We start from the raw sequence: 23,042 nt of genomic DNA on the forward strand, positions 1-23,042 counted from the left end.
AAATTTTTATTCAATATTCAGCGCGTCATTCACCAGAGCCTGTTGCTGCTTCTGGTGTACGGACATATAACCCACTGCCGGAGAGGCAGAGGCTGGACGTCCTGCGTAACGTAAAGAGGCCCCAAACGGGATCACTTCACGGAAGTTGTGTTGGCTGCAATACCAGGCGCCCTGGTTCAACGGCTCTTCCTGACACCAGACGAAATCATGTACGTGAGCATACTGCTCCAACACCGCCTGAACGGCCTGGTGCGGGAACGGATACAGTTGCTCGATACGTACAATGGCCACGTCTTTCTGGTCGTTCTTGCGGCGTTGCTCCAGCAGATCGTAATAAACCTTACCAGAACAGAGCACTACGCGTTTAACCGCTTTGGCATCCAGCTCGTCAATTTCACCAATTGCCGGTTGGAAGGTGCCGTTTGCCAACTCTTCCAGAGAAGAGATTGCCAGCGGGTGGCGCAGCAAGGATTTCGGTGACATCACCACTAACGGACGGCGCATACCGCGCAACGCCTGACGGCGCAGCATGTGGTAGACCTGTGCCGGAGTGGACGGAATGCACACCTGCATGTTCTGTTCTGCACACAGCTGCAGGTAACGTTCCAGACGCGCAGAGGAGTGCTCTGGGCCCTGGCCTTCGTAACCGTGCGGCAGTAGCATCACCAGGCCACACATACGGCCCCATTTCTGCTCACCGGAACTGATGAACTGATCGATCACCACCTGAGCACCGTTGGCAAAGTCACCAAACTGCGCTTCCCAGATGGTCAGGGTACGCGGTTCTGCGGTGGCGTAGCCATATTCGAAGGCCAGAACGGCTTCTTCTGACAGCACCGAGTCCCAGACTTTGAATTCGCCCTGGCCGCTGTGGATGTTGGCCAGCGGGACATAGACAGAACCATTTTTCTGGTTGTGCACCACCGCATGGCGGTGGAAGAAGGTGCCACGGCCAGCATCTTCACCGGAGATACGGATCGGGATGCCTTCATCTGCCATGGTGGCGTAAGCCAGCGTTTCTGCCGCGCCCCAGTCGAACGGTTTGTTGCCTGCGGCCATTTCGGCGCGATCGCCGTAGATTTTCGCTACGCGCGACTGCATTTCAATCGCTTCAGGCACGGTACTGATACGACGAGCCAGTTCCTGCAGACGCTTCATCTCAACCTTGCTTGGGTACTCTTCGTCCCACTCATGGTTCAGGTATGGCGACCAGGTAAAGGAGTGCAGGTTCATCGGACGCCACTCTTCAACCACGCAGTCACCGCGATCGAGAGCATCGCGATACAGGTTGACCATTTCCGTGGCATCTTCCAGGCTGGCAACCTTCTGTTCGGTCAATACGTCAGCGTAGAGTTTGCGTGGCGTCGGGTGTTTCTTGATCTTCTGGTACATCACCGGTTGGGTTGCACTTGGCTCATCGGCCTCGTTATGCCCATGACGGCGGTAGCAGACCAGATCGATCATCACGTCACGTTTAAAGGTGTTACGGAAATCCAACGCCAGGCGGGTAACAAAGGCTACCGCTTCCGGATCATCAGCGTTCACGTGGAAGATCGGCGACTGCACCATCTTGGCAATATCGGTACAGTACTGGGTGGAACGCGCATCCAACGGGTTGGAGGTGGTGAAGCCTACCTGGTTGTTGATGACGATACGCACCGTGCCGCCGACTTCATAACCGCGAGCCTGCGACATGTTCAGGGTTTCCTGCACCACGCCCTGCCCGGTGATTGCCGCGTCACCGTGAATGGTGATTGGCAGCACCATGTTGCTGCGCGCTTCGTCCAGACGATCGCGACGGGCACGAACAGACCCCATGACCACCGGGCTGACGATTTCCAGATGCGACGGGTTAAACGCCAGCGCCAGGTGAACCATGCCGCCTTCGGTTTCAACGTCGGAGGAGAAGCCCTGGTGATATTTCACGTCACCGGTGCCCAGATGTTCTTTATGTTTGCCAGCAAACTCGTCGAACAGGTCGGCCGGTTTTTTACCCAGCACGTTGATCAACACGTTCAGACGACCACGGTGGGCCATGCCCAGCACCACTTCACGCGTGCCGTTTTTGCCTGCGTGACGCACCATCTCTTTCAACATCGGTACCAACGCATCACCGCCTTCCAGCGAGAAGCGTTTGGCCCCAGGGAATTTGGCACCCAGGTAGCGCTCCAGCCCTTCGGCTGCCGTCAGTTCACTCAGGAAACGGCGTTTCTCGTCGTTGCCGAAGCTGGCACGCCCCGCTACCGATTCTATGCGCTGTTGGATCCAGCGTTTCTCTTCGGTATTGGTGATGTGCATGTACTCGGCGCCGATCGAACCGCAGTAGGTCTGTTTCAGCGCGGCGTACAGGTCGCTCAGCTTCATGGTTTCTTTGCCAATGGCAAAAGAACCCACGTTGAAGGTTTCCTGGAAGTCGGCTTCGGTCAGGTTGTGATACGCCGGATCGAGATCGGGCACACGCTCCTGTTTCCACAGATCCAACGGGTCAAGGTTGGCGTGCTGATGCCCACGGAAGCGGAAGGCGTTGATCAGCTGCAAGACCTTGACCTGCTTGGCATCGGTTTCTGGATCGTTGATGGTGGTGTTATAACGAGCAGAATCTTTCGCCAGGCGGCGGAAGTAATCTCGCGTTTGGGAGTGGAGCTGATCGGGTTTGACACCCGCAGTTGGTAGTTGCTGGAAAATTGAACGCCAACTATCTTCAACGGAACTCGGATCGGTTAAAAAGTCTTCATAGAGCTGCTCTATGTAGGACTGGTTCGCGCCCGCCAGATAGGAGGAATCCAGCCAGGCCTTCATTGCGCCGTTCTGCATTTTGATCCCTTAAGCTTTAAAGCTTCAGTTTTCGCCGTGGTTAACATAATTACCGTAATGGTACGTTTAACGGTTCACTCGACGTGCTTATCACGCTAATGCACGTTCTGTTTTGGACCTTGCGGCCCCTTACAAGGAACCTCTAAAAACCGGCGGGACAAACCTGATTGCCTGTAACCACAATCACGGGTCAGTTTTTAGAGATGCCCTCTGGTGATGTGCGCCGGAAACCGCACCGGCGCAGCATCTCGTTCTGTTTATGCGCCGCGTTGCAGCAGCATAGACTTGATATGACCAATTGCACGGGTCGGATTCAAGCCCTTAGGACATACACTGACACAATTCATAATGCTATGGCAGCGGAAAACACTGAAAGCGTCGTTCAGATCATCCAATCGTGCTTCAGTTTCCGTATCACGGCTGTCGATCAGGAAGCGGTACGCCGCCAACAGACCTGCCGGGCCAACGAACTTGTCAGGGTTCCACCAGAACGATGGACAAGAGGTGGAACAACAGGCGCAGAGAATACATTCGTACAATCCGTCCAGTTTTTCCCGCTGATCCGGCGTTTGCAGGTGCTCACGCGCCGGAGGATTCTTGCCATCATTGATTAAGAACGGCTTAATCTTTTCGTACTGGGTGTAGAACTGCCCCATATCCACCACCAGATCGCGCACCACCGGCAGCCCCGGCAGCGGGCGGATCACAATCTTGTTGTTGCCTTTACGCAACGACGAGACCGGGGTAATACAGGCCAGACCGTTCTTACCGTTCATATTGATGCCGTCTGAGCCGCACACGCCTTCACGGCAGGAGCGACGGAACGACAAGGTCGGGTCTTTTTCTTTCAGCTGGATCAACGCATCCAGCAGCATCATGTCACGCCCTTCTTCCGCTTCCAGGGTGAAATCCTGCATATGCGGGGCGCTATCGACATCCGGATTGTAGCGATAGATAGAGAATTCAAGTTTCATCAATCGAGCTCCGCAATTAGTAAGAACGCACTTTCGGCGGGAATGCCGCGCGCAACTTCGGTTGCATGTTGACTTCACGACGCGTCATGCTTTCCGATTGCGGCAGATACAGCGAATGGCACAGCCAGTTGGCATCATCACGTTCCGGGTAGTCAAAGCGGCTATGGGCGCCACGGCTCTCGGTGCGGTAATTGGCCGACACGGCGGTGGAATACGCGGTCTCCATCAGGTTATCCAACTCCAGGCATTCGATGCGTTGGGTGTTGAACTCGCTGGAGGTATCGTCCAGGCGTGCGTTCTTCAGACGTTCACGGATCACTTTCAACTCTTCCAACCCTTTCGCCATCGCATCACCTTCACGGAATACCGAGAAGTTATGCTGCATACAGGATTGCAGTGCCTTGCGGATCTCCACCGGATCTTCACCCGAACGGGTGTTGTTCCAACGGTTCAGACGATCCAGCGAGGCCTCGACGTCCGATTCGCTGGCGTCACGGCTTTCGCCCTGCTCTGCCAACGACTCTTGCAGGTGCATACCGGCTGAACGACCGAACACCACCAGGTCCAGCAGCGAGTTGCCACCCAGGCGGTTGGCGCCGTGTACCGATACGCAGGCAATTTCGCCAACAGCGAACAGGCCCGGGATCACCACATCTTCGCCTTTCTCGTTCACGGTCAGCGCCTGGCCGGTCACTTTGGTCGGAATACCGCCCATCATATAGTGGCAGGTAGGAATGACCGGGATAGGCTCTTTGACCGGATCGACGTGAGCGAAGGTACGGGACAGTTCCAGAATGCCCGGCAGGCGGGATTCCAGCACTTCCTTGCCCAGGTGATCCAGTTTCAGCTTGGCGTGTGGGCCCCAAGGACCGTCACAGCCGCGGCCTTCACGGATCTCAATCATGATGGAGCGAGCGACCACGTCACGGCCCGCCAGATCTTTGGCGTTTGGCGCATAACGTTCCATGAAGCGTTCGCCATGCTTGTTCAGCAGGTAACCGCCTTCACCACGGCAGCCTTCGGTCACCAGCACGCCCGCACCGGCAATACCGGTTGGGTGGAACTGCCACATTTCCATATCCTGCACCGGCACGCCGGCGCGCAGCGCCATACCGACACCGTCACCGGTATTGATGTGGGCGTTGGTGGTGGATTGGTAAATACGCCCTGCCCCGCCGGTCGCCAGGATGGTTGCCTTGGCCTTGAAGTACACCACTTCACCGGTTTCGATACAGATCGCGGTGGTACCGACGACCGCACCATCCTGGTTTTTCACCAGATCCAGCGCATACCATTCGGAGAAGATGGTGGTGTGGTTTTTCAGGTTCTGCTGATACAGGGTGTGCAACAGCGCGTGACCGGTACGGTCTGCCGCCGCAGCGGTACGGGCCGCCTGCTCGCCACCAAAGTTCAGTGACTGGCCGCCAAACGGGCGTTGATAGATACGGCCATCGTCCAGACGGGAGAACGGCAGGCCCATATGTTCCAGTTCCAGAATCGCTTCCGGGCCGGTTTTACACATATATTCAATGGCGTCCTGGTCACCGATATAGTCGGAACCTTTCACCGTGTCGTACATATGCCATTCCCAGTTGTCTTCGTGGTTGTTGCCCAGGGCTACGGTAATGCCGCCTTGTGCAGACACGGTATGGGAACGGGTCGGGAATACTTTGGACAGCAGGGCACAGGTTGAGCCTGCCTGGGAAATCTGCAGTGCCGCGCGCATACCTGCGCCACCTGCACCGATAACAACTGCATCAAACTCTCTGACTGGCAGTTTCATTTACGCACCCCACACTACGATTGTTCCGTACAGTAAATAGACCAGCAACGTGACAACAATCGCCAGTTGCAGCACCAGGCGTAATGCCAGAGGCTTGATATAGTCCGTCAGCACCTGCCACATTCCCACCCAGGCGTGAACCAGGATCGACAGCAATGTCAGCAAGGTGAATACTTTCGTGATGGAGGTGGCGAAGAAGCCGCGCCAGATTTCATAGGTGATGTCCGGAGCCGTAATGACGAAGCCCAGGATATAGATAACATACAGGGTGATGACGATGGCGGAAGCACGCAGTAACAACCAGTCGTGTACTCCGTTACGCCCTAATGCAGAAACGTTGCTTACCATACGAGGACTCCAGCCAGAATTGACAGCACGACGGTCAGACCGAACGCCACCTGGGCAGAACGGGTACCTGCGGCTAAACTCTCTTCGATATAGCCAAAATCCATTAACAAGTGGCGAATGCCACCGCAAATGTGATAGGCCAGCGCGGTGAGGATCCCCCAGAAAATGAATTTGACGAAGAAGCTATTCATGATGGAGGCAGCGTACAGGAAGCCCTCTTGAGAAGAGAGAGAGATGCCCAGCAGCCAGAGGAGAATGCCCACGGCAACGAAAGTAATTACGCCAGAGACTCGGTGTAAGATGGACGCTATCGCAGTTACAGGAAACCGGATCGTTTGCAGATCCAGATTGACAGGTCTTTGTTTTTTCACGGTTTTGCCCACACAGCTCTTATTATTTTCCTTCCTCCGGGCCTGGGTGGGGATCAGACAGCGTCAAGAGTTTTCACTCTTACACCTCACGCGCTCAAACATGGACATCCTAGTGCTTAAACGGCGCGTAGTAATAACGCTGGGTGCTCCTACTTCAGGGTAATCCGGAGACCTGGCGGCAGTATAGGAGGTTCACATTCTTATTACAATTCCCATACAATCCCTTTGGTCACATTTCCCCTAAACAGTGATTTAGATCACGATTATTACATTTAACACTAAATTAATTATCTGATTTGACAAGAGATCAACATTTCCATTACAAATAGGGTAGCGATCAGCCCTATGATGCACTAGCGGTCACCGGATACACTTCCCCCTACGCGTAAGTTATGCAACAGTGTATGTGGTTAAAATTCCAAACATATCGTAGGTTAATGATTAAAAGAAAATAACGAATCCCGATGAATCGTTAACGGCTGCTAACCCGTCTTGTTCGCCTGGTGCGCACTCTGTCCCCTACCAGCGTAAATGCGCTGTCGCTCACAGAGTTAGCGTTCGCTCGACTTTAATGCGGGCAACCTGCGGAGATTTAAGGTATTTCAGTTGTTAGAGGTTTTTAAAATAAGGCGTTAAGGAGATTGTAAATGACTGATAAGAAAGCGACGCTAAGCATCAACAACGGCGAAGCTCCGATCGAACTGGGCGTACTCACCCCTTCACTGGGTCCTGATGTGATCGACGTACGCGCCCTGGGCTCCAAAGGTTATTTCACATTTGATCCCGGCTTTACCTCTACCGCATCCTGTGAATCCAAAATCACGTTTATCGACGGCGACAAAGGTATCCTGCTGCACCGTGGCTTCCCGATTGAGCAGTTGGCGAAAGACTCTTCCTACCTGGAAGTGTGTTACATCCTGCTGTACGGCGAAACCCCGAGCGCGGAAGAGTTCGAAACCTTTAAAACCACGGTAACCCGTCACACCATGATCCACGACCAGATCACCCATCTGTTCCGTGGTTTCCGCCGTGACTCGCACCCGATGGCGGTGCTGTGCGGCGTGACCGGTGCTCTGGCGGCGTTCTATCACGATGCGCTGGACGTTAACAACGAACGTCACCGTGAAATTACCGCGTTCCGTCTGCTGTCCAAAATGCCGACCGTGGCAGCGATGTGTTACAAGTATTCTCTCGGCCAACCGTTTGTTTACCCACGTAACGATCTGTCCTACGCCGGTAACTTCCTGCGTATGATGTTTGCCACCCCTTGCGAAGAGTACGTGGTAAACCCGGTGCTGGAACGCGCCATGGACCGTATCCTGATCCTGCACGCCGATCATGAGCAGAACGCCTCAACCTCTACCGTGCGTACCGCCGGTTCTTCTGGCGCCAACCCGTTTGCCTGTATCGCGGCCGGTATCGCCTCTCTGTGGGGGCCTGCACACGGCGGTGCCAACGAAGCGGCACTGAAGATGCTGGAAGAGATCAAAACCGTTGAGCACATTCCTGAATTCATCAAGCGTGCCAAGGACAAGAACGACTCGTTCCGCCTGATGGGCTTTGGCCACCGCGTGTACAAGAACTACGATCCACGCGCCACCGTGATGCGTGAAACCTGTCACGAAGTGCTGAAAGAACTGAACAAAAAAGACGACAACCTGCTGCAGGTCGCGATGGAGCTGGAACACATCGCGCTGAACGACCCGTACTTCATCGAGAAGAAACTGTACCCGAACGTCGATTTCTACTCAGGTATCATCCTGAAAGCGATGGGTATTCCTTCTTCCATGTTTACGGTGATCTTCGCCATTGCCCGTACCATCGGCTGGATCGCTCACTGGAACGAAATGCACGACGAAGGCATCAAGATCGCCCGCCCACGTCAGCTGTATACCGGCTATGCCGAGCGTGAGTTCAAGTCTCAGGTTAAAAAGTAAACCTTGGCAGGGGCGTTATGTTCGCTCCAATACTGCTAATGACCAACGCTGCCTCACCGGCAGCGTTTTTTATGGGTTATCGCTGACAAACCGGGCACCAATAGAATGGCCGTGAGGATAACGCCATTTTCTCGATCATCGCCCCACAACGTGGGCAAGGCTCACCGCTGCGATGGAACACCTTGAAGCTGAATAGCGTGCCGTGATGGCGATTTTCATCGACCTGACCACGGGTGTGATAAGAAATTCGCGGAATTTCCAGCAACGCCTGCGCCAACTTATCCAGCGCCTCAGGAGTCAGATCCTGCGGCTTATGCTTGGGCGCCAGCTCCGCCTGCCATAAAATCTCGGCGCGCAGATAGTTACCCAACCCCGCCAGAAAAGACTGATCCAACAGCATCCCGCCCAGCTGACGTTTACAAAACGCTGGCGAAAGCAGACGCTGCTTTACCTGCTCCACGGTCAGCGCCATATCCAGCACGTCAGGTCCAATACGCTGTAAAAACGGATGCTGTTCAATCTCACCGCGTGGTGCGATGGTGATATCCGAAGCGCTGTACAGCAAAATCGCCCACTCTGCCGTCTCCAACCGTACACGCAAATCACGCTTGGTTTCCGGCGTTTCACCTGCCTGCACCACCTTCCATACGCCATAAAGCTGGTTATGGCTGTACATGGTCAACCCATTGGAGAAATCCGTTAACAAGGCTTTACCACGCGGTTCGATGGCGGTGATACGTTCGCCGATCAGTTCGTTCTGATAGTGTTTCAGTTGGGGGAAAGCAAACCAGACTTCGGTCAGCGGATGATCGATCATCACCGCCGCCAGCTTATCTGCCGCCCGGCGGATCTCCGGCCCTTCCGGCATAGACCACTCCTTAATTGAAAAGGGTCCGGCAAGCCGAACCCTAAGGTTAACCTTGAGGTAGCATAAATGACCTCAGTGCGTGGCGCCACCCACCACTTTCAAGTCATGCTCTACCTGCAAGGCAATCGAAATCGCCATTTCCAAGGCAAACAGCACCGTCTGGGCAGCCATACTCGGTGCACCAGGATGCTGTGCCGCCTGTTCAGGCAGATAAGGGATATGGATAAATCCCCCTTTCACCGCCTGCTGCCCGCTTAAACGATGCAACAGGCCATACATCACATGGTTACAGACATAGGTTCCGGCGGTTTGTGATACCGAAGCCGGAATGCCGGCCTCACACATCGCATTCACCACCGCCTTGATCGGCAAGGTGCTGAAATAGGCCGCCGGGCCGTCTGCCACAATGGCCTGGTCGATCGGCTGCTGCCCCTGATTGTCGGGAATACGCGCGTCATCGACGTTAATGGCAACCCGCTCCAGCGTAATGTCGGTGCGTCCACCGGCCTGGCCGATCGCCAACACCATGACCGGCTGGACTTCGTCAATGGCCGCGTTCAACACCGTCAACGCCTCTCCGAACACACAAGGCAGTTGGCGCGCAATAATATGCGCCCCACCAAGCTCCAGATCGTTAAGCTGCTTTACCACTTCCCAGGAAGGGTTAACACGCTCGCCGCCAAACGGCTCAAAGCCGGTAATCAATACTTTCTGCATGCGTTCTCCTAGAGGAACATCAGGAAATAGAGCAGGAATACGTTAACCAGCAGCAACGTGACCCCGGTCGGTATCTGCGCCTTGATGACCGCATTTTTGTCCGGCAACTCCAGTAACGCCGCCGGTACAATATTAAAGTTAGCAGCCATCGGCGTCATCAGCGTGCCGCAATAGCCGGAGAACATACCAATCGCCGCCATCACCGCCGGATTACCGCCGTGTTGCAGCACCAGAATGGGAATACCAATCCCCGCAGTCACAATCGGGAAGGCAGCAAATGCGTTGCCCATCACCATAGTCAGCACCGCCATACCGATGGCATACACCGCCACGGCAACAAAGCGGTTATCTACCGCCAGGTATTCCTGCGTCAGATGAGAGACTGCGGTACCGACACCCGCCGTGGTAAACAGCAGGCCGAGGGTTGCCAGGATCTGCGGCAGGATAAAGGCCCAGCCGATGGAGTCCAGTAAGCGACGGGCTTCCTGCACTGGCTGCGATGCCTTCTCATGCGTCATCTTCACCGCAATGAGCAAGCCAAGCAGACAGCCGACGGTCATGGAGAACAGCGTGATCAAGGTAGAGTGGTTGCCGCTGCCAAACACCGTGGTTTGCAAGGCAGGGATATTGTTGAACATCAGCACGCCGATCACCGTTACGACTGGGATCGCCAACGCAGGAACAAACAGACGGTTGCCCAGGCGTTTAGCACTGGTTTCACGCTCTTGCTGACTGCGCTGATGATAGCTGCCGAGGCGAACGCCGCCAAAACCGGCAATCAGGGCCATCACGACGACCAGCCCCCCGACGACGATATGCAATTGACGTTTGGCCTCCGCCCCGCTGCCAAATAGGCCGTAGGTCCAGTCGCCAACCAGGAAGATCAACCCGTACAAGGCCCAGAACAGGCCGGTAGTCACACGGCGCGGGTTGGCCTTATCACGAAATGACATCGCAGCGACGATCAGTAATACCGCCCCCGCCAGCCAGTAGAGATACTGTTGTTGGAAAATCATTGGCCTTCTCCCTTCGCCTGCATCGCTGCCTGATTAAGCTTGTTCAGTTCGGCAGTGAGTTGTTTATCCATGCGGTACAAGCGGAAAGAGTGGATCAGGAAGGCAAAGATCGCCGTTGGGATCCCCCACAACGCAATATGCAGCGGCTCAGTCTGAATGCCGCCAGATTCCAGCATAAAGTTATGCATAAAGATGATCGCGCCAAAGGCGACAAAGATATCTTCGCCAAAGAACAACCCGACGTTATCGGTTGCAGCGGACATGGCACGCAGACGGTGACGTACATGGTCCGGCAAATCGCCATAGCGGTTTTCCGTGGCACCTTCCGCCATCGGTGCCAGCAACGGACGCACCATCTGCGGTTGGCCACCCAGGCTGGTCAGCCCCATTGCCGCAGTCACTTCACGGACAAACAGGTAGACAATCAGCAAACGTCCGGCGGTAGCACTTTTTATTTTGGCGATCCACGCCTGCGCCCGCTCTTTCAGGCCATGGCGCTCCAACAGCCCGATAATCGGCAGTGGCAGCAGCAGGATCAGTGGCAGGTTGCGGGTATTGAGAAAACCCTCACCGAGTTTTTCCAAAATCACGTCTAACGGCATCAATGCCGCCAGCCCGGTGATAATGCCAGCGGCGATCACCACCAGCACCGGGTTAAAACGTAACACAAATCCAACCACGATGGCGGCGATGCCAATCAGTGGCCAGAGGTTTACTGCTTGTTCCATATCCATTTCCCTCTTATCGCCCTGGGTGTGATGGGCAATGTTGTGTTTGCTGTCATCATTATTTTTTATGCGGCACTGACGCCAATCTGCTGCAGAGCAAAGCTCTCTCTCAGCTTCCTGGCATAGGCCAGCGCATGTTCGCCGTCGCCATGCAGGCAGACGGTTTCAGCCTTGACGCTGGCCCAGCCCCCCTCAACGGTACGGACACGCTGATGGCGAACCATTTCCAACGTTTGCTCCAATGCCAACTCATCACTGGCGATCATGGCTCCTGGTTGCCCACGAGGCACTAATGTTCCATCGGCCTGATAGCCGCGATCGGCAAACACTTCCTGGCGCGTTGCCAACCCCAGTTTTTCACCGGCGCGGATCAACTCACTGCCAGCCAGCCCCACGAGACGTAATGCAGGATCTACCGCATATACCGCACGGGCAATGGCTTCGGCCAATGCAGGTTCTACCGCCGCCTGGTTGTAGAGCATGCCGTGTGGTTTCACATGCACCATTACGCCGCCTTCAGCTCGGGTAATGGCGGCCAGCGCTCCCAGTTGATACACCACTTGGGCATAGACCGTTTCCACCGGTAGCTGCATCCGGGTACGGCCAAAGTTTTCCCGATCCGGGAAGCTGGGATGAGCGCCGATCGCCACGCCATATTGCAGCGCCCAACGTACCGACTGACGCATAGTCTGTGCATCTCCGGCATGGAAGCCGCAGGCAATATTGGCCGAACTCACCAACTGCAACAGCGCGTGGTCATTGGCGCAGCCTTCACCGAGATCGGCATTTAAATCGACGATCATTGAACCCCCCAGGCAATCTGTTGAATAAAGTGATCCTGCTCGGCCTTGGCGCGTTGTGCCTCTGCCAAAGTGCAGGGAATAAAATGAATCGCATCCCCCAGACGGATCTGCGCCAAATGGAAGAGATCGGCTTCGATCACGCAGGCAATGCGTGGGTAGCCGCCAGTTGTCTGAGCATCGGCCATCAAGACGATCGGTTGCCCGTTATGGGGAACCTGGATGACGCCAGGTATCAGACCATGCGAGAGCATTTCCCGTTCAGTGGTACGTGTCAGGGCGCTACCGCCGTGCAGGCGATACCCCATGCGGTTACTCTGCGGGCTGAGCTGCCAGGCGGTACGCCAGAAGTCGTCCTGCGCCTGTTGGCTGAACTCGTCATACTCCGGCCCGGTCAAGACCCTGATCCGGTTGTTGAACAGCGGTTGTTTCACGCCAATGACCGTACTTGGCAACGCCTGCGGCTTACCCGCTGGCAACACGTCGCCTTCTTTCAGTTGCCGACCTTCCAATCCACCGAAGCCGGCTTTCAGATCGGTACTGCGTGAGCCAAGCATTTCCGGCACGTTGATACCGCCAGACACCGCCAGGTAGCTGCGCATCCCGCGTTTCGGCATTTTCAGCGTCAGCTGCTGGCCTTTTTTGACCGGATAGCGCCAACCCGTCCACAAGGATTTGCCGTCCAGTTGTGCATCACAGCCTGCTCCGGTCAGCGCGATCCAGCCATTATGGGTAAATTCGGCACTGAACTGCCCCAGCGTGATCTCCAGCCCGGCCGCTTCGGGCGCATTGCCCACCAGCAGGTTGGCTATTTTCAGCGCGGGGAGATCCAGTGCTCCGCCCTGGCTGATGCCCAAACGCCGGAAACCGTTGCGCCCCAGGTCCTGGACGGTGGTGTAAATACCGGCTCGCAAGATCTTCAGCATACGCCCTCCTTCTGTGGCACAAAGCGCACGTTATCGCCTGGGCGCAGCAGCGTCGGTGGCATCTCGTGAGGGTTAAACAGCGCCAGCGGCGTACGGCCAATCAGTTGCCAGCCACCCGGCGTAACCAGTGGGTAGATCCCCGTCTGGCCGCCACCGATCCCCACGGAACCTGCAGCAACCGACAGGCGCGGTTCCGCACGGCGGGGAGTGGCAAGACGCTCAGGCATCCCCCCCAAATAGGTAAAGCCAGGTTGGAAGCCCAGGAAATACACCACATAAGCGGTCGATGAATGGCATTCGACCACCTGTTGCGGCGTCATCCCGGTATGCCGTGCGACTTCTTCCAGATCCGGGCCATATTCGCCGCCATAGATCACCGGGATATCCACATCACGGGATTCCGGTACCAGACTTTCGTTACCTTCCCATCCTTGACGCAGCAGTTCCAGCATCGCTTCGGCATCGGCCTGCGGCGTATACAGCAACAGCGTCAGGTTATTCATCCCCGGCACCACTTCCCGTACATCAGTGTGGTGATTTAACTTTTCTGCCAATGCCCAGATGCGCTGCTGGCTTTGCAGCGTCACCGGGGGTGCCAATTCAAGCACTACAGCGCGTTCCCCTAGCAGGTAATATTGTGCTCGTTGCACCCCGTTCTCCTTATCCTCGTCTTGTTGCAAGCCGCAGCACGACTGACCGCACACGAACGAATGCACGGGTCGCCTGAAGGCAACTTGCAGTTCACAAGGTATTTTATTATTTGAAAAGCGTATCAGTTATGCGGGACGCAGCGCCGGCTGTCAAGAGAGCAACCTTCGGAAAGATAAGGGATAAACAGGACAAAAGGGTTCGTTTTTCCGAACCCTTTGGGAATTAGGCCGGATTAGGGATATCGATAAAGGTGACGTCAAAGCCGTGATGTTGCGCCAACCACTCGCCCAACGCCTTGATCCCACCGCGTTCCGTGGCGTGATGACCGGCGGCAAAAAAATGTACGCCCATCTCCCGCGCGGTATGGATAGTTTGCTCAGAAACTTCGCCGCTGATAAAGGCATCAACGCCAAATCGCGCAGCGCTATCGATAAATCCCTGGCCGCCGCCGGTACACCAGGCGACCCGGCGGATAGCCTGAGGCGCATTATCGCCACAGTGCAATACCGCACGACCAAGGCGGTTTTCAATACGCTGTTGCAACTCACCGGCGCTGAGCGGTTGCTCAAATTCACCATGTGGCACCAGAGGCTCGATTTCGCCAATTACCCGGATCCCGAGTGTCTGCGCCAGCTGCGCGTTATTCCCCAGCTGTGGATGAGCATCCAGCGGCAGGTGATAGCCATACAGGTTGATATCGTTGCTCAGCAGGGTTTTCAGCCGGTTACGCTTCATGCCGCGCACCGCTGGCGCTTCGTTTTTCCAGAAGTAACCATGATGCACCACAATGGCATCCGCCTGATGTTCTACCGCCGCATCCAACAGCGCCTGGCAGGCCGTCACTCCCGTCACGATGCGCTGCACATGTGCCCGCCCTTCCACCTGCAGGCCGTTCGGCGCGTAGTCCTGGAAGGCCGCACAGTTGAGTTCGGTGTTGATCAGATGTTCCAGATCGAGGTTACGCATAGTCATCTCACTGTTATTCAAAATTGTTGCCGATCGCCCTGTGCCATCAGGATAAACTTAACGCCCAGATCGTTGCCCTGATCCAGCTGTTGTTTGATGGTGGCACGCACATCCTCTCCCTGTTTCAGGCTCGGTTTGATGTGGCTGATGACCACCGGCAGATCTTTTAACGATCCCTCACCGCCGCTGTACTGCTGGAGGTTTTTCAGCTCCTTCAGTAGCCAGGCCGGGGTCAGATGGCCATACAGGTGCTTGTCGTCCACCTCGTTCGGGTAGGAGGTTTCGATAATCATGCCTTTCAGCTTTTTCTGCGCAATCAGCGGCCCCAACTCGCGCCAGGCGGTATCCAGATTGCGCGACTGTTCCAGCGCGTCTGGCCCGGTATCGCCAAAGTAGGCGAAGGAGCCTTCTCGGTCAGACACCAACAGCATCGAAGAAGGGTAGCGATCGTGGCTCAATGAGTACATCACGCCGCTCAAACCGGTCAGGCCCAGGGTAACGCGTTGCTGCGGGCGTACCGTTTGCAAACGGTAAGTGCCCAACCGTGAGCCGTTGCCAGCGTCGGTAAAGTTTGGCCAGGCCTTCCAGTTAAAGTAATGATTGCGCAACGTCAAGACGGTATCGGCCTGCGCATAAATGGTTTTCTTGCTGTCTTCCGGGGAACCCAGGATCAGCCCGGCAACGTGATCCAGATGGCCGTGACTGATGAAGTAACCGCCAATCAGCTGACGGAAAATATAGCCCTGAGGCGTGTAGGGAGCGGCCAGTTCGGGCGTAACCTGCGGAAAACTGCCCTTTTCCAGCCCTTTGGCAATGCCCGGCAGCAACGTACCGGCATCCAGTGCCAGATACTGCGTCTGGCTATCGCTGCGGATCAGATAAGAAGTCAGATTGCCATCGCTGACGCCGCCGTCGACGCCCAGCGCCACTACGTCAAAACCGGCCAAGGCCAGTGCGGAGTAGCCGCCCAGGCACAGGGCCAGTAGTTTCTTCATCATCAGGAAGCTCCTTGCTGTTGCTTTAAATGCCCCCTCGCTTGGCCGCTTCAAAAGCCGCCAACGTAGCCAGCCGAGCCTGCTGGTGTTGGACTATCGGCTGCGGATAGTTGAGTACCCGCTGCTGCTTTTCCGCCCAGCGATGGGGTTGATGGAGCTCATTGTCCGGTACTTCCGCCAGTTCAGGCAACCATTTACGAATAAAAGTGCCTTTTGGATCAAAACGTTCGCCCTGCGTGGTCGGGTTAAAGATGCGGAAATACGGTGCGGCATCGGTACCGGTGGAGGCCGCCCACTGCCAGCCACCGTTGTTGGCGGCCAGATCGCCATCCAGCAGCTGAGACATGAAGTAGCTTTCACCAGCACGCCAGTCGATCAGCAGATCCTTCACCAGGAAGCTGGCGGCGATCATGCGCAGGCGATTATGCATCCAGCCGGTGTGATTGAGCTGACGCATGGCAGCATCGACTATCGGATAACCGGTATTGCCCTGCTGCCAGGCCAGTAACGCCGCGTCGTTGCTCTGCCAGCATACCTTATCCGTCCAGGCGATAAAGGGACGGTGCTTGCATAACGCAGGATACGCCACCATCAGGTGACGATAAAACTCACGCCAGATCAGTTCATTAAGCCAACAGAAAGCGCCGCTCTCCGGGTTTTCCAGCACCTCGGGGCATTCCACTCGCAGACGGTTGACACACTGGCGCGGAGAAATGACGCCGATGGCCAGATAAGGTGACAAATTACTGGTGCCATCAATCGCCGGAATATCGCGCTGCTTGACGTAGTCTTGCACCTGCTCGCGGCAAAACGCCCGCAGCCTTTGCAACGCCGCCTCTTCGCCTGCGGGATAACGTTCGCCTACCTCTACCAAGGGATAATCGAACGCCGCCGGGGCGCTAAACTCAACGGCTTCCCCACGTGGACGTGGAGCAGGCAAAGAATTCACATCGGATTCGGTCAAGCGTTGAAGAAAGGCTTTGCGAAAAGGCGTGTAGACCTTGTACATCTCACCGTTGCCGGTTTGCACGCTGCCTGGGGGTAACAGCAGGCTATCGTCAAAACTGTGACAGCTCACCTGCCCGGCCAACGCCTGCTCAAGGCGGGCATCACGTTGGCGTTCGTTGATTTCATACTGGCGGTTGTAGAACAGGGCCGAAACCTGTCGCTGCTGGCAGAAATCCACCAGCCAGTTCACCGAACCGGAAAAATCGTCGCCCTGATGACAGATCAGCTCAATGCCCCGAGCCGCCAACGCCGCTTGCACTTGCAGCAGATTGGCGTGGATAAACGCCGCCTGGCGGGGAGCCATCTGATGCTGCCGCCACTGGTCAGGAGTGGCGATAAACACCGCCAGCACCTTGGCTTGCGGATCGCTACAGGCGGCAGACAGGGCTTTATTGTCGGTAATGCGTAAATCATTACGCAACCAGACTAAATGAGTGGTCATGACACTCCTTGCAGGTTAATGGCCGTATCGCAGGCGTAGCGCCTCTGGATAGGGCTCAAAATAGCGCTGTTGCGCCAGATAGCTATCAGGATATTCGGCCATATAATGTTTTAATAACGTAATCGGTGCCAGCAGCGGCTGCATTCCCTGACGATAATGGTCGATCAGCCGGGCCAGTTCCTGGCGCTGGGCACTGCTGAGCTGGCGACGGAAATAGCCCTGAACGTGCATTAATACGTTGGTGTGATTACGCCGGGTCGCCTTGTGTTGCAACAGCCTCATCAGGCGTTGACGATATTCCACCGCAAAGGCATCGAGCGATTGCCAACTTTCAATATCCGCGACAAAACGCCCCAGTTCGCGGTACTCCGGCTGTGAATGTGCCAACAGTGAAAGTTTATAACGGCTATGAAATGCAATCAGGCCACCACGAGTTAACCCCTTACGCCACAGCATATTCAGTTCATAAAGGGCAAACACCCGTTCAACAAAGTTTTCCCGCAGCACGGGATCGTTCAGGCGACCTTCCTCTTCCACTGGCAACCACGGCATTTGCTGGAGCAGCTCGGCGGTAAACAACCCTACGCCACTTTTACGCGCCCCCAGGCCGTTCTCCTCCCAGAGCTTGACCCGTTCCATTCCGCAGGTAGGCGATTTGGAACAGACAATGTAGCCGCACAGGTGTTGCAGCTGGCTCACCCGCTGTTGGGAGAACTGCTGCATCTGTTCAGTGAGATCGACGCTGGCATCGTTGCTGTAGCGCAGCCAGATCTGCTGCGGGCCTTTAACCAGACGCAGCGCAGGTCGTGGCGTTGGCAGGCCAATCGCCATCTCGGGACAAATCGGCTCAAACTGCACGTAAGGGGCCAATTGCTCCACGGCAAATTCACAGCGCTTATGGCCACCATCAAAACGCACCGCACTGCCCAACAGGCAGGCGCTGATCCCGACGGGGATCTTGTCATTCATGTCATGTCTCCTGCTCGGCGTATCTGGCTAAAAGTGTAGAGGAATTCGAGCGTTGCTGCAGCCTAAAACGCAAAAACCCCCGCCACAGGGCGAGGGTTCAGAGCTATGACGACAGGCCTGGATCAGTAAAAATCGCAGGACGCCGTTTCCGCCTGTTGCAGCCAGACCGGCTTATTGCTGGTTTTGGACCACACGCGGTGTAAATAGCTGTAAAAACGTGCGCGATCGTCACGGAACAGCATCACCGGCAGGGCAAGAACACCAACCAGGATCACTGCGCTGCGGCGCAGGAGGACCCGATGCAACGGATAGGCGTGATAGTTAGACATGCGAACCTCCTTAAAACATCCGCGTCAGGTTGTCAGGACCCGACGCAATGCCAAACAAAAATGATGACTAAATGGAAACTGAGCAAAATATTACCGCATAGAGTGTAATTTTACAACTCATCCGACCACTAAAATGGACAAAAATAGCGCAAAAAAGCCACCATAACGTAATTTTGTTACACTTAGGTTAATAACAAACTTAACATTGGTTGCATTGTGGTTATATCCCCTCACCCTAACCCTCTCCCACAGGGAACCGATCGTGCTACAAATTGACATCTGCGCCTGACTGCTGCTCGGGCTTGCCCCCTCTCTCTATTACAGTGCTCATTCGATCTCTGGAATTTATATTGGGAGAGGGCTGGGGGGCAACACTGTCAGTCTCGCGTTTTCTGCCGATATTTCAGTCATTTTTATACTTTTTTTACACCCGACCCCGCTATTTTTTCATCTTCTTTTTACTGCCCTCCCTACACTCAGGCTATCAAAAACAACACCTCTGGAGGTGTCCCGTGAGTTTCAGCGTTATTGGTGGTGCGCTGTTGGTCCTGCTGCTGTTGGGCTATCTGGTCTATGCCCTGTTTAATGCGGAGGACTTCTGATGGCAGCTTCAGCCTTCTTGCTGATCGCCAGCTTTATGCTGGTGCTTCTGGTGCTGGCCCGTCCACTGGGCAGCTTTATGGCTCGCCTGATAGAAGGAGAGCCTCTGCCGGTGCTACGTCATGTGGAGGCGGCCATCTGGCGCTGCTGCGGCAATGACACCGCCGAAATGACCTGGTGGCAGTATGCGCTGGCGATCCTGTGGTTCAATGTCCTCGGCCTGGTGCTGCTGTTGGTGCTGCTGATGGCCCAAGGGTCGCTACCGCTCAACCCGCAAGGGTTCCCCGGCTTATCCTGGGATTTGGCGTTTAACACCGCCGTCAGCTTCGTCACCAACACCAACTGGCAGGCTTTCAGCGGTGAAAATACCCTCAGCTATCTCAGCCAGATGGCCGGGCTGACGGTACAGAACTTCCTTTCCGCCGCTACCGGTATCGCCGTAGCCTTTGCCCTGATCCGGGCCTTTGCACGCCGTTCCAGCGCCACCATCGGTAACGCCTGGATCGATATCCTGCGCATTACCCTGTATGTGCTGTTGCCGCTGTCGCTGCTGATTGCGCTGTTCTTCGTCAGCCAGGGGACATTGCAGAACTTCCTGCCTTACCTGCATGTGACAACCTTGGAAGGCGCGCAGCAGACGTTGCCGATGGGGCCAGTGGCCTCACAGGAAGCGATCAAGATGCTCGGCACCAACGGTGGCGGTTTCTTCGGCGCCAACTCGGCACATCCGTTTGAAAATCCGACCGTGCTGACCAACTTTGTACAGATGCTGGCGATCTTCCTGATCCCTTGCGCCCTGTGCTTCGCCTTTGGGCAGGTAGCCGGTGAAAACCGTCAGGGCCACGCTTTGATCTGGGCCATGGCGCTGATTTTCATCATTGCGGTGATCGTGGTGATGAACGCTGAACTGACAGGCAACCCGCACCTGAGTGCGCTGGGCGGTAGCAGCAACATCAATATGGAAGGGAAAGAATCCCGCTTCGGCATTCTAGCCAGCAGCATGTTCTCAGTGGTGACCACCGCGGCCTCCTGTGGTGCCGTCAACGCCATGCATGACTCCTTTACCGCGCTGGGCGGCATGGTGCCGATGTGGCTGATGCAGATTGGTGAGGTGGTATTCGGCGGCGTCGGCTCTGGCCTGTACGGCATGCTGCTGTTCGTGCTGCTGACGGTGTTTATCGCCGGGCTGATGATTGGCCGTACGCCGGAGTATCTCGGTAAGAAGATCGATGTTTATGACATGAAAATGACCGCACTGGCGATCCTGGTAACACCGACATTGGTGCTGTTGGGAACCGCGCTGGCGATTGCTACCGATGCGGGCCGTGCTGGCATCCTCAACCCTGGGGCACATGGTTTCAGTGAAGTGCTGTATGCCGTCTCTTCGGCCGCCAATAACAACGGTAGCGCCTTTGCTGGCCTGAGCGCCAACACGCCGTTCTACAACCTGTTGCTGGCCTTTGCGATGTTTGTTGGCCGCTTCGGGGTGATCCTGCCGGTGCTGGCTATTGCAGGTTCGCTATGTGTCAAAAAACGCCAGCCAGCGGGCAACGGCACGCTGCCAACCTACGGGCCGCTCTTTATCGGTCTGCTGGTCGGCACCATCCTGCTGGTGGGAGCCTTGACCTTCGTACCCGCACTGGCGCTAGGCCCGGTAGCCGAGCATTTGCAATTGTGGTTGGCAAACTAAGTCATAACAGAGAGAAGAAAAAGATGACTCGCAAACAACGCGCACTGTTTGAACCGGCACTGATGCGTACCGCGCTGATCGATGCGGTGAAAAAGCTGGACCCACGCGTGCAGTGGCGTAACCCGGTGATGTTCGTAGTGTACCTCGGCAGTATCCTGACCTCGATCATTTGGCTGGTGGTCCTGTCGGGTAACGCCGAAGGCAGTGCGGCTTTTACCGGCAGCATCGCCATGTGGTTGTGGTTTACCGTACTGTTCGCCAACTTCGCCGAAGCGCTGGCGGAAGGACGCAGCAAGGCTCAGGCGGAAAGCCTGAGGGGCACCAAGAAAACCAGCTGGGCGAAAAAACTCGCCACGCCGAAGCATGACGGGGCTACCGAGAAAGTCTCGGCCGAGAGCCTGCGCAAAGGGGATATCGTGCTGGTGGAAGCCGGCGATACCATCCCTTGCGATGGCGAAGTGCTGGAAGGCGGTGCCTCGGTTGATGAAAGCGCCATCACCGGTGAATCCGCGCCGGTGATCCGTGAATCGGGCGGTGACTTCTCATCAGTGACCGGCGGGACACGTATCCTGTCCGACTGGCTGGTGGTGCAGTGCAGCGTCAACCCAGGGGAAACCTTCCTCGATCGCATGATTGCCATGGTCGAAGGGGCAAAACGCCGTAAAACCCCGAACGAAGTGGCACTGACCATTTTGCTGGTGGCATTGACTATCGTGTTCGTGCTGGCGACCGCCACCCTGTTCCCTTACTCGCAATACAGCGTGGAAGCCGCAGGCAGCGGCAGTATAGTGTCGATCACCGTGTTGGTGGCCCTGCTGGTCTGCCTGATCCCGACCACCATTGGTGGGCTGCTGTCCGCCATCGGCGTTGCCGGGATGAGCCGCATGCTGGGGGCCAACGTAATCGCCACCAGCGGGCGCGCCGTTGAGGCTGCCGGTGATGTTGACGTGTTGCTTCTGGATAAGACCGGCACCATCACCCTCGGTAACCGGCAGGCGTCCGAGTTCCTGCCAGCCCCAGGGGTCAAAGAGCAAGAGCTGGCCGATGCCGCCCAACTTTCTTCGTTGGCCGACGAAACGCCAGAAGGCCGCAGTATCGTGGTGCTGGCCAAGCAGCGCTTCAATCTGCGCGAACGCGACTTGCAGGCGTTGAATGCCACCTTTGTTCCTTTCTCTGCACAAACCCGCATGAGCGGCGTCAACGTGCAGGATCGGATGATCCGCAAAGGCGCGGTGGACGCCATTCGCCGCCACGTAGAATCTAACCAGGGCCACTTCCCACGTGCGGTGGACGAACTGGTAGAAAGCGTTGCTCGCACCGGCGGTACACCGCTGGTGGTTGCCGAAGGACCACGCGTGCTGGGCGTAGTGGCGCTAAAAGATATCGTTAAAGGCGGGATTAAAGAACGCTTTGCCGAGCTGCGCAAAATGGGCATCAAAACGGTGATGATCACCGGGGATAACCGTTTGACCGCCGCCGCCATCGCCGCCGAAGCCGGTGTGGACGACTTTCTGTCGGAAGCCACGCCAGAAGCCAAACTGGCGCTGATCCGTCAGTACCAGGCAGAAGGACGCCTGGTCGCGATGACCGGCGACGGCACCAACGATGCCCCGGCGCTGGCGCAAGCCGACGTCGCGGTTGCCATGAACTCGGGGACGCAGGCGGCCAAGGAAGCGGGCAACATGGTCGATCTGGACTCCAACCCGACCAAGCTGATCGAAGTGGTGCATATCGGTAAACAGATGCTGATGACGCGCGGTTCACTGACCACCTTCAGCATTGCCAACGATGTGGCGAAATACTTTGCCATTATTCCAGCGGCTTTCGCGGCAACCTATCCGCAGTTGAATGCGCTGAACGTGATGCACTTGCACTCCCCCGCCTCGGCAATTATGTCGGCGGTGATCTTCAACGCCCTGGTGATCGTCTTCCTGATCCCGCTGGCATTGAAAGGGGTGAGCTATAAGGCGATGAGCGCTGCCGCACTGCTACGCCGTAACCTGTGGTTGTATGGTGTAGGTGGCCTGCTGGTGCCGTTCGTCGGGATCAAACTCATCGACCTGCTGTTAACCGCGCTGAATATGGCCGGCTAGGATAATTAAGGAAATCA

At 56.1% G+C, this 23,042-nt stretch carries 21 protein-coding genes; 4 read left to right on the forward strand and 17 right to left on the reverse strand.

Annotated elements, in window-relative coordinates; translation table 11 throughout:
- Positions 1-6: 6 nt before the first annotated feature.
- The 5 genes from sucA to sdhC form a co-directional block, all read right to left on the reverse strand.
- The gene (sucA, locus tag ACRDCA_RS06095) at positions 7-2,814 is read right to left on the reverse strand and encodes a 2-oxoglutarate dehydrogenase E1 component (RefSeq protein WP_438688732.1); all 2,808 of its coding nucleotides are present in this window, start codon (positions 2,812-2,814) and stop codon (positions 7-9) included.
- Between the two features lie 257 nt (positions 2,815-3,071).
- Positions 3,072-3,788 carry a succinate dehydrogenase iron-sulfur subunit gene (locus ACRDCA_RS06100; RefSeq protein WP_438688733.1) on the reverse strand — a complete coding sequence of 239 codons (717 nt, stop codon included), beginning with the start codon at positions 3,786-3,788 and terminating at the stop codon, positions 3,072-3,074.
- A 16-nt stretch (positions 3,789-3,804) separates the two neighbouring features.
- Positions 3,805-5,571, reverse strand: a complete 1,767-nt coding sequence (gene sdhA / locus ACRDCA_RS06105) for a succinate dehydrogenase flavoprotein subunit (RefSeq protein ID WP_411751177.1) — start codon at positions 5,569-5,571, stop codon at positions 3,805-3,807.
- Positions 5,572-5,919, reverse strand: coding sequence for a succinate dehydrogenase membrane anchor subunit (gene sdhD, locus ACRDCA_RS06110; protein ID WP_438688734.1), 348 nt, complete (start codon positions 5,917-5,919; stop codon positions 5,572-5,574).
- Positions 5,913-6,302: a succinate dehydrogenase cytochrome b556 subunit gene (sdhC, locus tag ACRDCA_RS06115; RefSeq protein WP_438688735.1), complete on the reverse strand. Its 390-nt coding sequence runs from the start codon at positions 6,300-6,302 to the stop codon at positions 5,913-5,915. The genes sdhD and sdhC overlap by 7 nt, the downstream gene beginning before the upstream one ends.
- A 635-nt stretch (positions 6,303-6,937) precedes the next feature.
- Between sdhC and ACRDCA_RS06120 the strand changes: the two genes are divergently transcribed.
- Positions 6,938-8,227 carry a citrate synthase gene (locus tag ACRDCA_RS06120; RefSeq protein ID WP_438688736.1) on the forward strand — a complete coding sequence of 430 codons (1,290 nt, stop codon included), beginning with the start codon at positions 6,938-6,940 and terminating at the stop codon, positions 8,225-8,227.
- 76 nt (positions 8,228-8,303) lie between these two features.
- Here the strand turns inward: ACRDCA_RS06120 and nei are convergent, their stop codons facing one another.
- The 12 genes from nei to ACRDCA_RS06180 all read right to left on the reverse strand — a co-directional run bounded on the left by nei (position 8,304) and on the right by ACRDCA_RS06180 (position 18,642).
- Complete coding sequence (nei, locus tag ACRDCA_RS06125) at positions 8,304-9,095, reverse strand: endonuclease VIII (RefSeq protein ID WP_438688737.1); 792 nt, start codon at positions 9,093-9,095, stop codon at positions 8,304-8,306.
- Positions 9,096-9,167: 72 nt separating this feature from the next.
- Positions 9,168-9,812 carry a pyroglutamyl-peptidase I gene (gene pcp / locus ACRDCA_RS06130; protein ID WP_438688738.1) on the reverse strand — a complete coding sequence of 215 codons (645 nt, stop codon included), beginning with the start codon at positions 9,810-9,812 and terminating at the stop codon, positions 9,168-9,170.
- 8 nt (positions 9,813-9,820) lie between these two features.
- Positions 9,821-10,828, reverse strand: coding sequence for a DUF979 domain-containing protein (locus ACRDCA_RS06135; protein WP_438688739.1), 1,008 nt, complete (start codon positions 10,826-10,828; stop codon positions 9,821-9,823).
- Positions 10,825-11,556: a DUF969 domain-containing protein gene (locus ACRDCA_RS06140; RefSeq protein WP_438688740.1), complete on the reverse strand. Its 732-nt coding sequence runs from the start codon at positions 11,554-11,556 to the stop codon at positions 10,825-10,827. Before ACRDCA_RS06140 ends, ACRDCA_RS06135 begins: the two co-directional genes overlap by 4 nt.
- Before the next feature lie 65 nt (positions 11,557-11,621).
- Positions 11,622-12,359, reverse strand: coding sequence for a 5-oxoprolinase subunit PxpA (gene pxpA / locus ACRDCA_RS06145; protein WP_438688741.1), 738 nt, complete (start codon positions 12,357-12,359; stop codon positions 11,622-11,624).
- Positions 12,356-13,282, reverse strand: coding sequence for a 5-oxoprolinase subunit PxpC (gene pxpC, locus ACRDCA_RS06150; protein WP_438688742.1), 927 nt, complete (start codon positions 13,280-13,282; stop codon positions 12,356-12,358). The genes pxpA and pxpC overlap by 4 nt, the downstream gene beginning before the upstream one ends.
- Positions 13,276-13,932: a 5-oxoprolinase subunit PxpB gene (gene pxpB / locus ACRDCA_RS06155; RefSeq protein WP_438688743.1), complete on the reverse strand. Its 657-nt coding sequence runs from the start codon at positions 13,930-13,932 to the stop codon at positions 13,276-13,278. The genes pxpC and pxpB overlap by 7 nt, the downstream gene beginning before the upstream one ends.
- Before the next feature lie 223 nt (positions 13,933-14,155).
- Entirely contained in the window at positions 14,156-14,899 is a 744-nt protein-coding gene (locus ACRDCA_RS06160) for a type 2 GTP cyclohydrolase I (RefSeq protein WP_438688744.1), read from the reverse strand.
- Positions 14,900-14,916: 17 nt separating this feature from the next.
- Positions 14,917-15,897, reverse strand: a complete 981-nt coding sequence (locus tag ACRDCA_RS06165) for an MBL fold metallo-hydrolase (protein ID WP_438688745.1) — start codon at positions 15,895-15,897, stop codon at positions 14,917-14,919.
- Positions 15,898-15,919: 22 nt separating this feature from the next.
- Positions 15,920-17,344 carry a deoxyribodipyrimidine photo-lyase gene (gene phrB, locus ACRDCA_RS06170; RefSeq protein ID WP_438688746.1) on the reverse strand — a complete coding sequence of 475 codons (1,425 nt, stop codon included), beginning with the start codon at positions 17,342-17,344 and terminating at the stop codon, positions 15,920-15,922.
- A 15-nt stretch (positions 17,345-17,359) separates the two neighbouring features.
- The gene (locus tag ACRDCA_RS06175) at positions 17,360-18,313 is read right to left on the reverse strand and encodes a YbgA family protein (protein WP_438688747.1); all 954 of its coding nucleotides are present in this window, start codon (positions 18,311-18,313) and stop codon (positions 17,360-17,362) included.
- 122 nt (positions 18,314-18,435) lie between these two features.
- Positions 18,436-18,642 carry a YbfA family protein gene (locus ACRDCA_RS06180; protein ID WP_025120266.1) on the reverse strand — a complete coding sequence of 69 codons (207 nt, stop codon included), beginning with the start codon at positions 18,640-18,642 and terminating at the stop codon, positions 18,436-18,438.
- 512 nt (positions 18,643-19,154) lie between these two features.
- Between ACRDCA_RS06180 and ACRDCA_RS06185 the strand changes: the two genes are divergently transcribed.
- The 3 genes from ACRDCA_RS06185 to kdpB are packed head-to-tail and all read left to right on the forward strand — an operon-like array spanning position 19,155 to position 23,025.
- A complete protein-coding gene (locus tag ACRDCA_RS06185; protein ID WP_037375124.1) occupies positions 19,155-19,244 on the forward strand; it encodes a K(+)-transporting ATPase subunit F in 90 nt (29 codons plus the stop codon).
- A complete protein-coding gene (gene kdpA / locus ACRDCA_RS06190; RefSeq protein ID WP_438688748.1) occupies positions 19,244-20,932 on the forward strand; it encodes a potassium-transporting ATPase subunit KdpA in 1,689 nt (562 codons plus the stop codon). The genes ACRDCA_RS06185 and kdpA overlap by 1 nt, the downstream gene beginning before the upstream one ends.
- Positions 20,933-20,955: 23 nt before the next feature.
- Entirely contained in the window at positions 20,956-23,025 is a 2,070-nt protein-coding gene (gene kdpB, locus ACRDCA_RS06195) for a potassium-transporting ATPase subunit KdpB (RefSeq protein ID WP_438688749.1), read from the forward strand.
- Positions 23,026-23,042 lie beyond the last annotated feature (17 nt).

The sequence above is a fragment of the Serratia sp. (in: enterobacteria) genome (assembly GCF_051654945.1).
GTDB lineage: Bacteria > Pseudomonadota > Gammaproteobacteria > Enterobacterales > Enterobacteriaceae > Chania.

What these genes read in the sequence shown, in the direction of transcription:
- phrB (WP_438688746.1), bottom strand. Translation starts at nt 17,344, where the DNA reads ATGACCACTCATTTAGTCTGGTTGCGTAATGATTTACGCATTACCGAC.
- ACRDCA_RS06120 (WP_438688736.1), top strand. Translation starts at nt 6,938, where the DNA reads ATGACTGATAAGAAAGCGACGCTAAGCATCAACAACGGCGAAGCTCCG.
- sdhD (WP_438688734.1), bottom strand. Translation starts at nt 5,919, where the DNA reads ATGGTAAGCAACGTTTCTGCATTAGGGCGTAACGGAGTACACGACTGG.
- sdhA (WP_411751177.1), bottom strand. Translation starts at nt 5,571, where the DNA reads ATGAAACTGCCAGTCAGAGAGTTTGATGCAGTTGTTATCGGTGCAGGT.
- pxpA (WP_438688741.1), bottom strand. Translation starts at nt 12,359, where the DNA reads ATGATCGTCGATTTAAATGCCGATCTCGGTGAAGGCTGCGCCAATGAC.
- ACRDCA_RS06140 (WP_438688740.1), bottom strand. Translation starts at nt 11,556, where the DNA reads ATGGAACAAGCAGTAAACCTCTGGCCACTGATTGGCATCGCCGCCATC.
- pcp (WP_438688738.1), bottom strand. Translation starts at nt 9,812, where the DNA reads ATGCAGAAAGTATTGATTACCGGCTTTGAGCCGTTTGGCGGCGAGCGT.
- ACRDCA_RS06180 (WP_025120266.1), bottom strand. Translation starts at nt 18,642, where the DNA reads ATGTCTAACTATCACGCCTATCCGTTGCATCGGGTCCTCCTGCGCCGC.
- ACRDCA_RS06135 (WP_438688739.1), bottom strand. Translation starts at nt 10,828, where the DNA reads ATGATTTTCCAACAACAGTATCTCTACTGGCTGGCGGGGGCGGTATTA.
- kdpA (WP_438688748.1), top strand. Translation starts at nt 19,244, where the DNA reads ATGGCAGCTTCAGCCTTCTTGCTGATCGCCAGCTTTATGCTGGTGCTT.
- nei (WP_438688737.1), bottom strand. Translation starts at nt 9,095, where the DNA reads ATGCCGGAAGGGCCGGAGATCCGCCGGGCGGCAGATAAGCTGGCGGCG.
- ACRDCA_RS06165 (WP_438688745.1), bottom strand. Translation starts at nt 15,897, where the DNA reads ATGATGAAGAAACTACTGGCCCTGTGCCTGGGCGGCTACTCCGCACTG.
- pxpC (WP_438688742.1), bottom strand. Translation starts at nt 13,282, where the DNA reads ATGCTGAAGATCTTGCGAGCCGGTATTTACACCACCGTCCAGGACCTG.
- kdpB (WP_438688749.1), top strand. Translation starts at nt 20,956, where the DNA reads ATGACTCGCAAACAACGCGCACTGTTTGAACCGGCACTGATGCGTACC.
- ACRDCA_RS06160 (WP_438688744.1), bottom strand. Translation starts at nt 14,899, where the DNA reads ATGCGTAACCTCGATCTGGAACATCTGATCAACACCGAACTCAACTGT.
- ACRDCA_RS06100 (WP_438688733.1), bottom strand. Translation starts at nt 3,788, where the DNA reads ATGAAACTTGAATTCTCTATCTATCGCTACAATCCGGATGTCGATAGC.
- sucA (WP_438688732.1), bottom strand. Translation starts at nt 2,814, where the DNA reads ATGCAGAACGGCGCAATGAAGGCCTGGCTGGATTCCTCCTATCTGGCG.
- ACRDCA_RS06175 (WP_438688747.1), bottom strand. Translation starts at nt 18,313, where the DNA reads ATGAATGACAAGATCCCCGTCGGGATCAGCGCCTGCCTGTTGGGCAGT.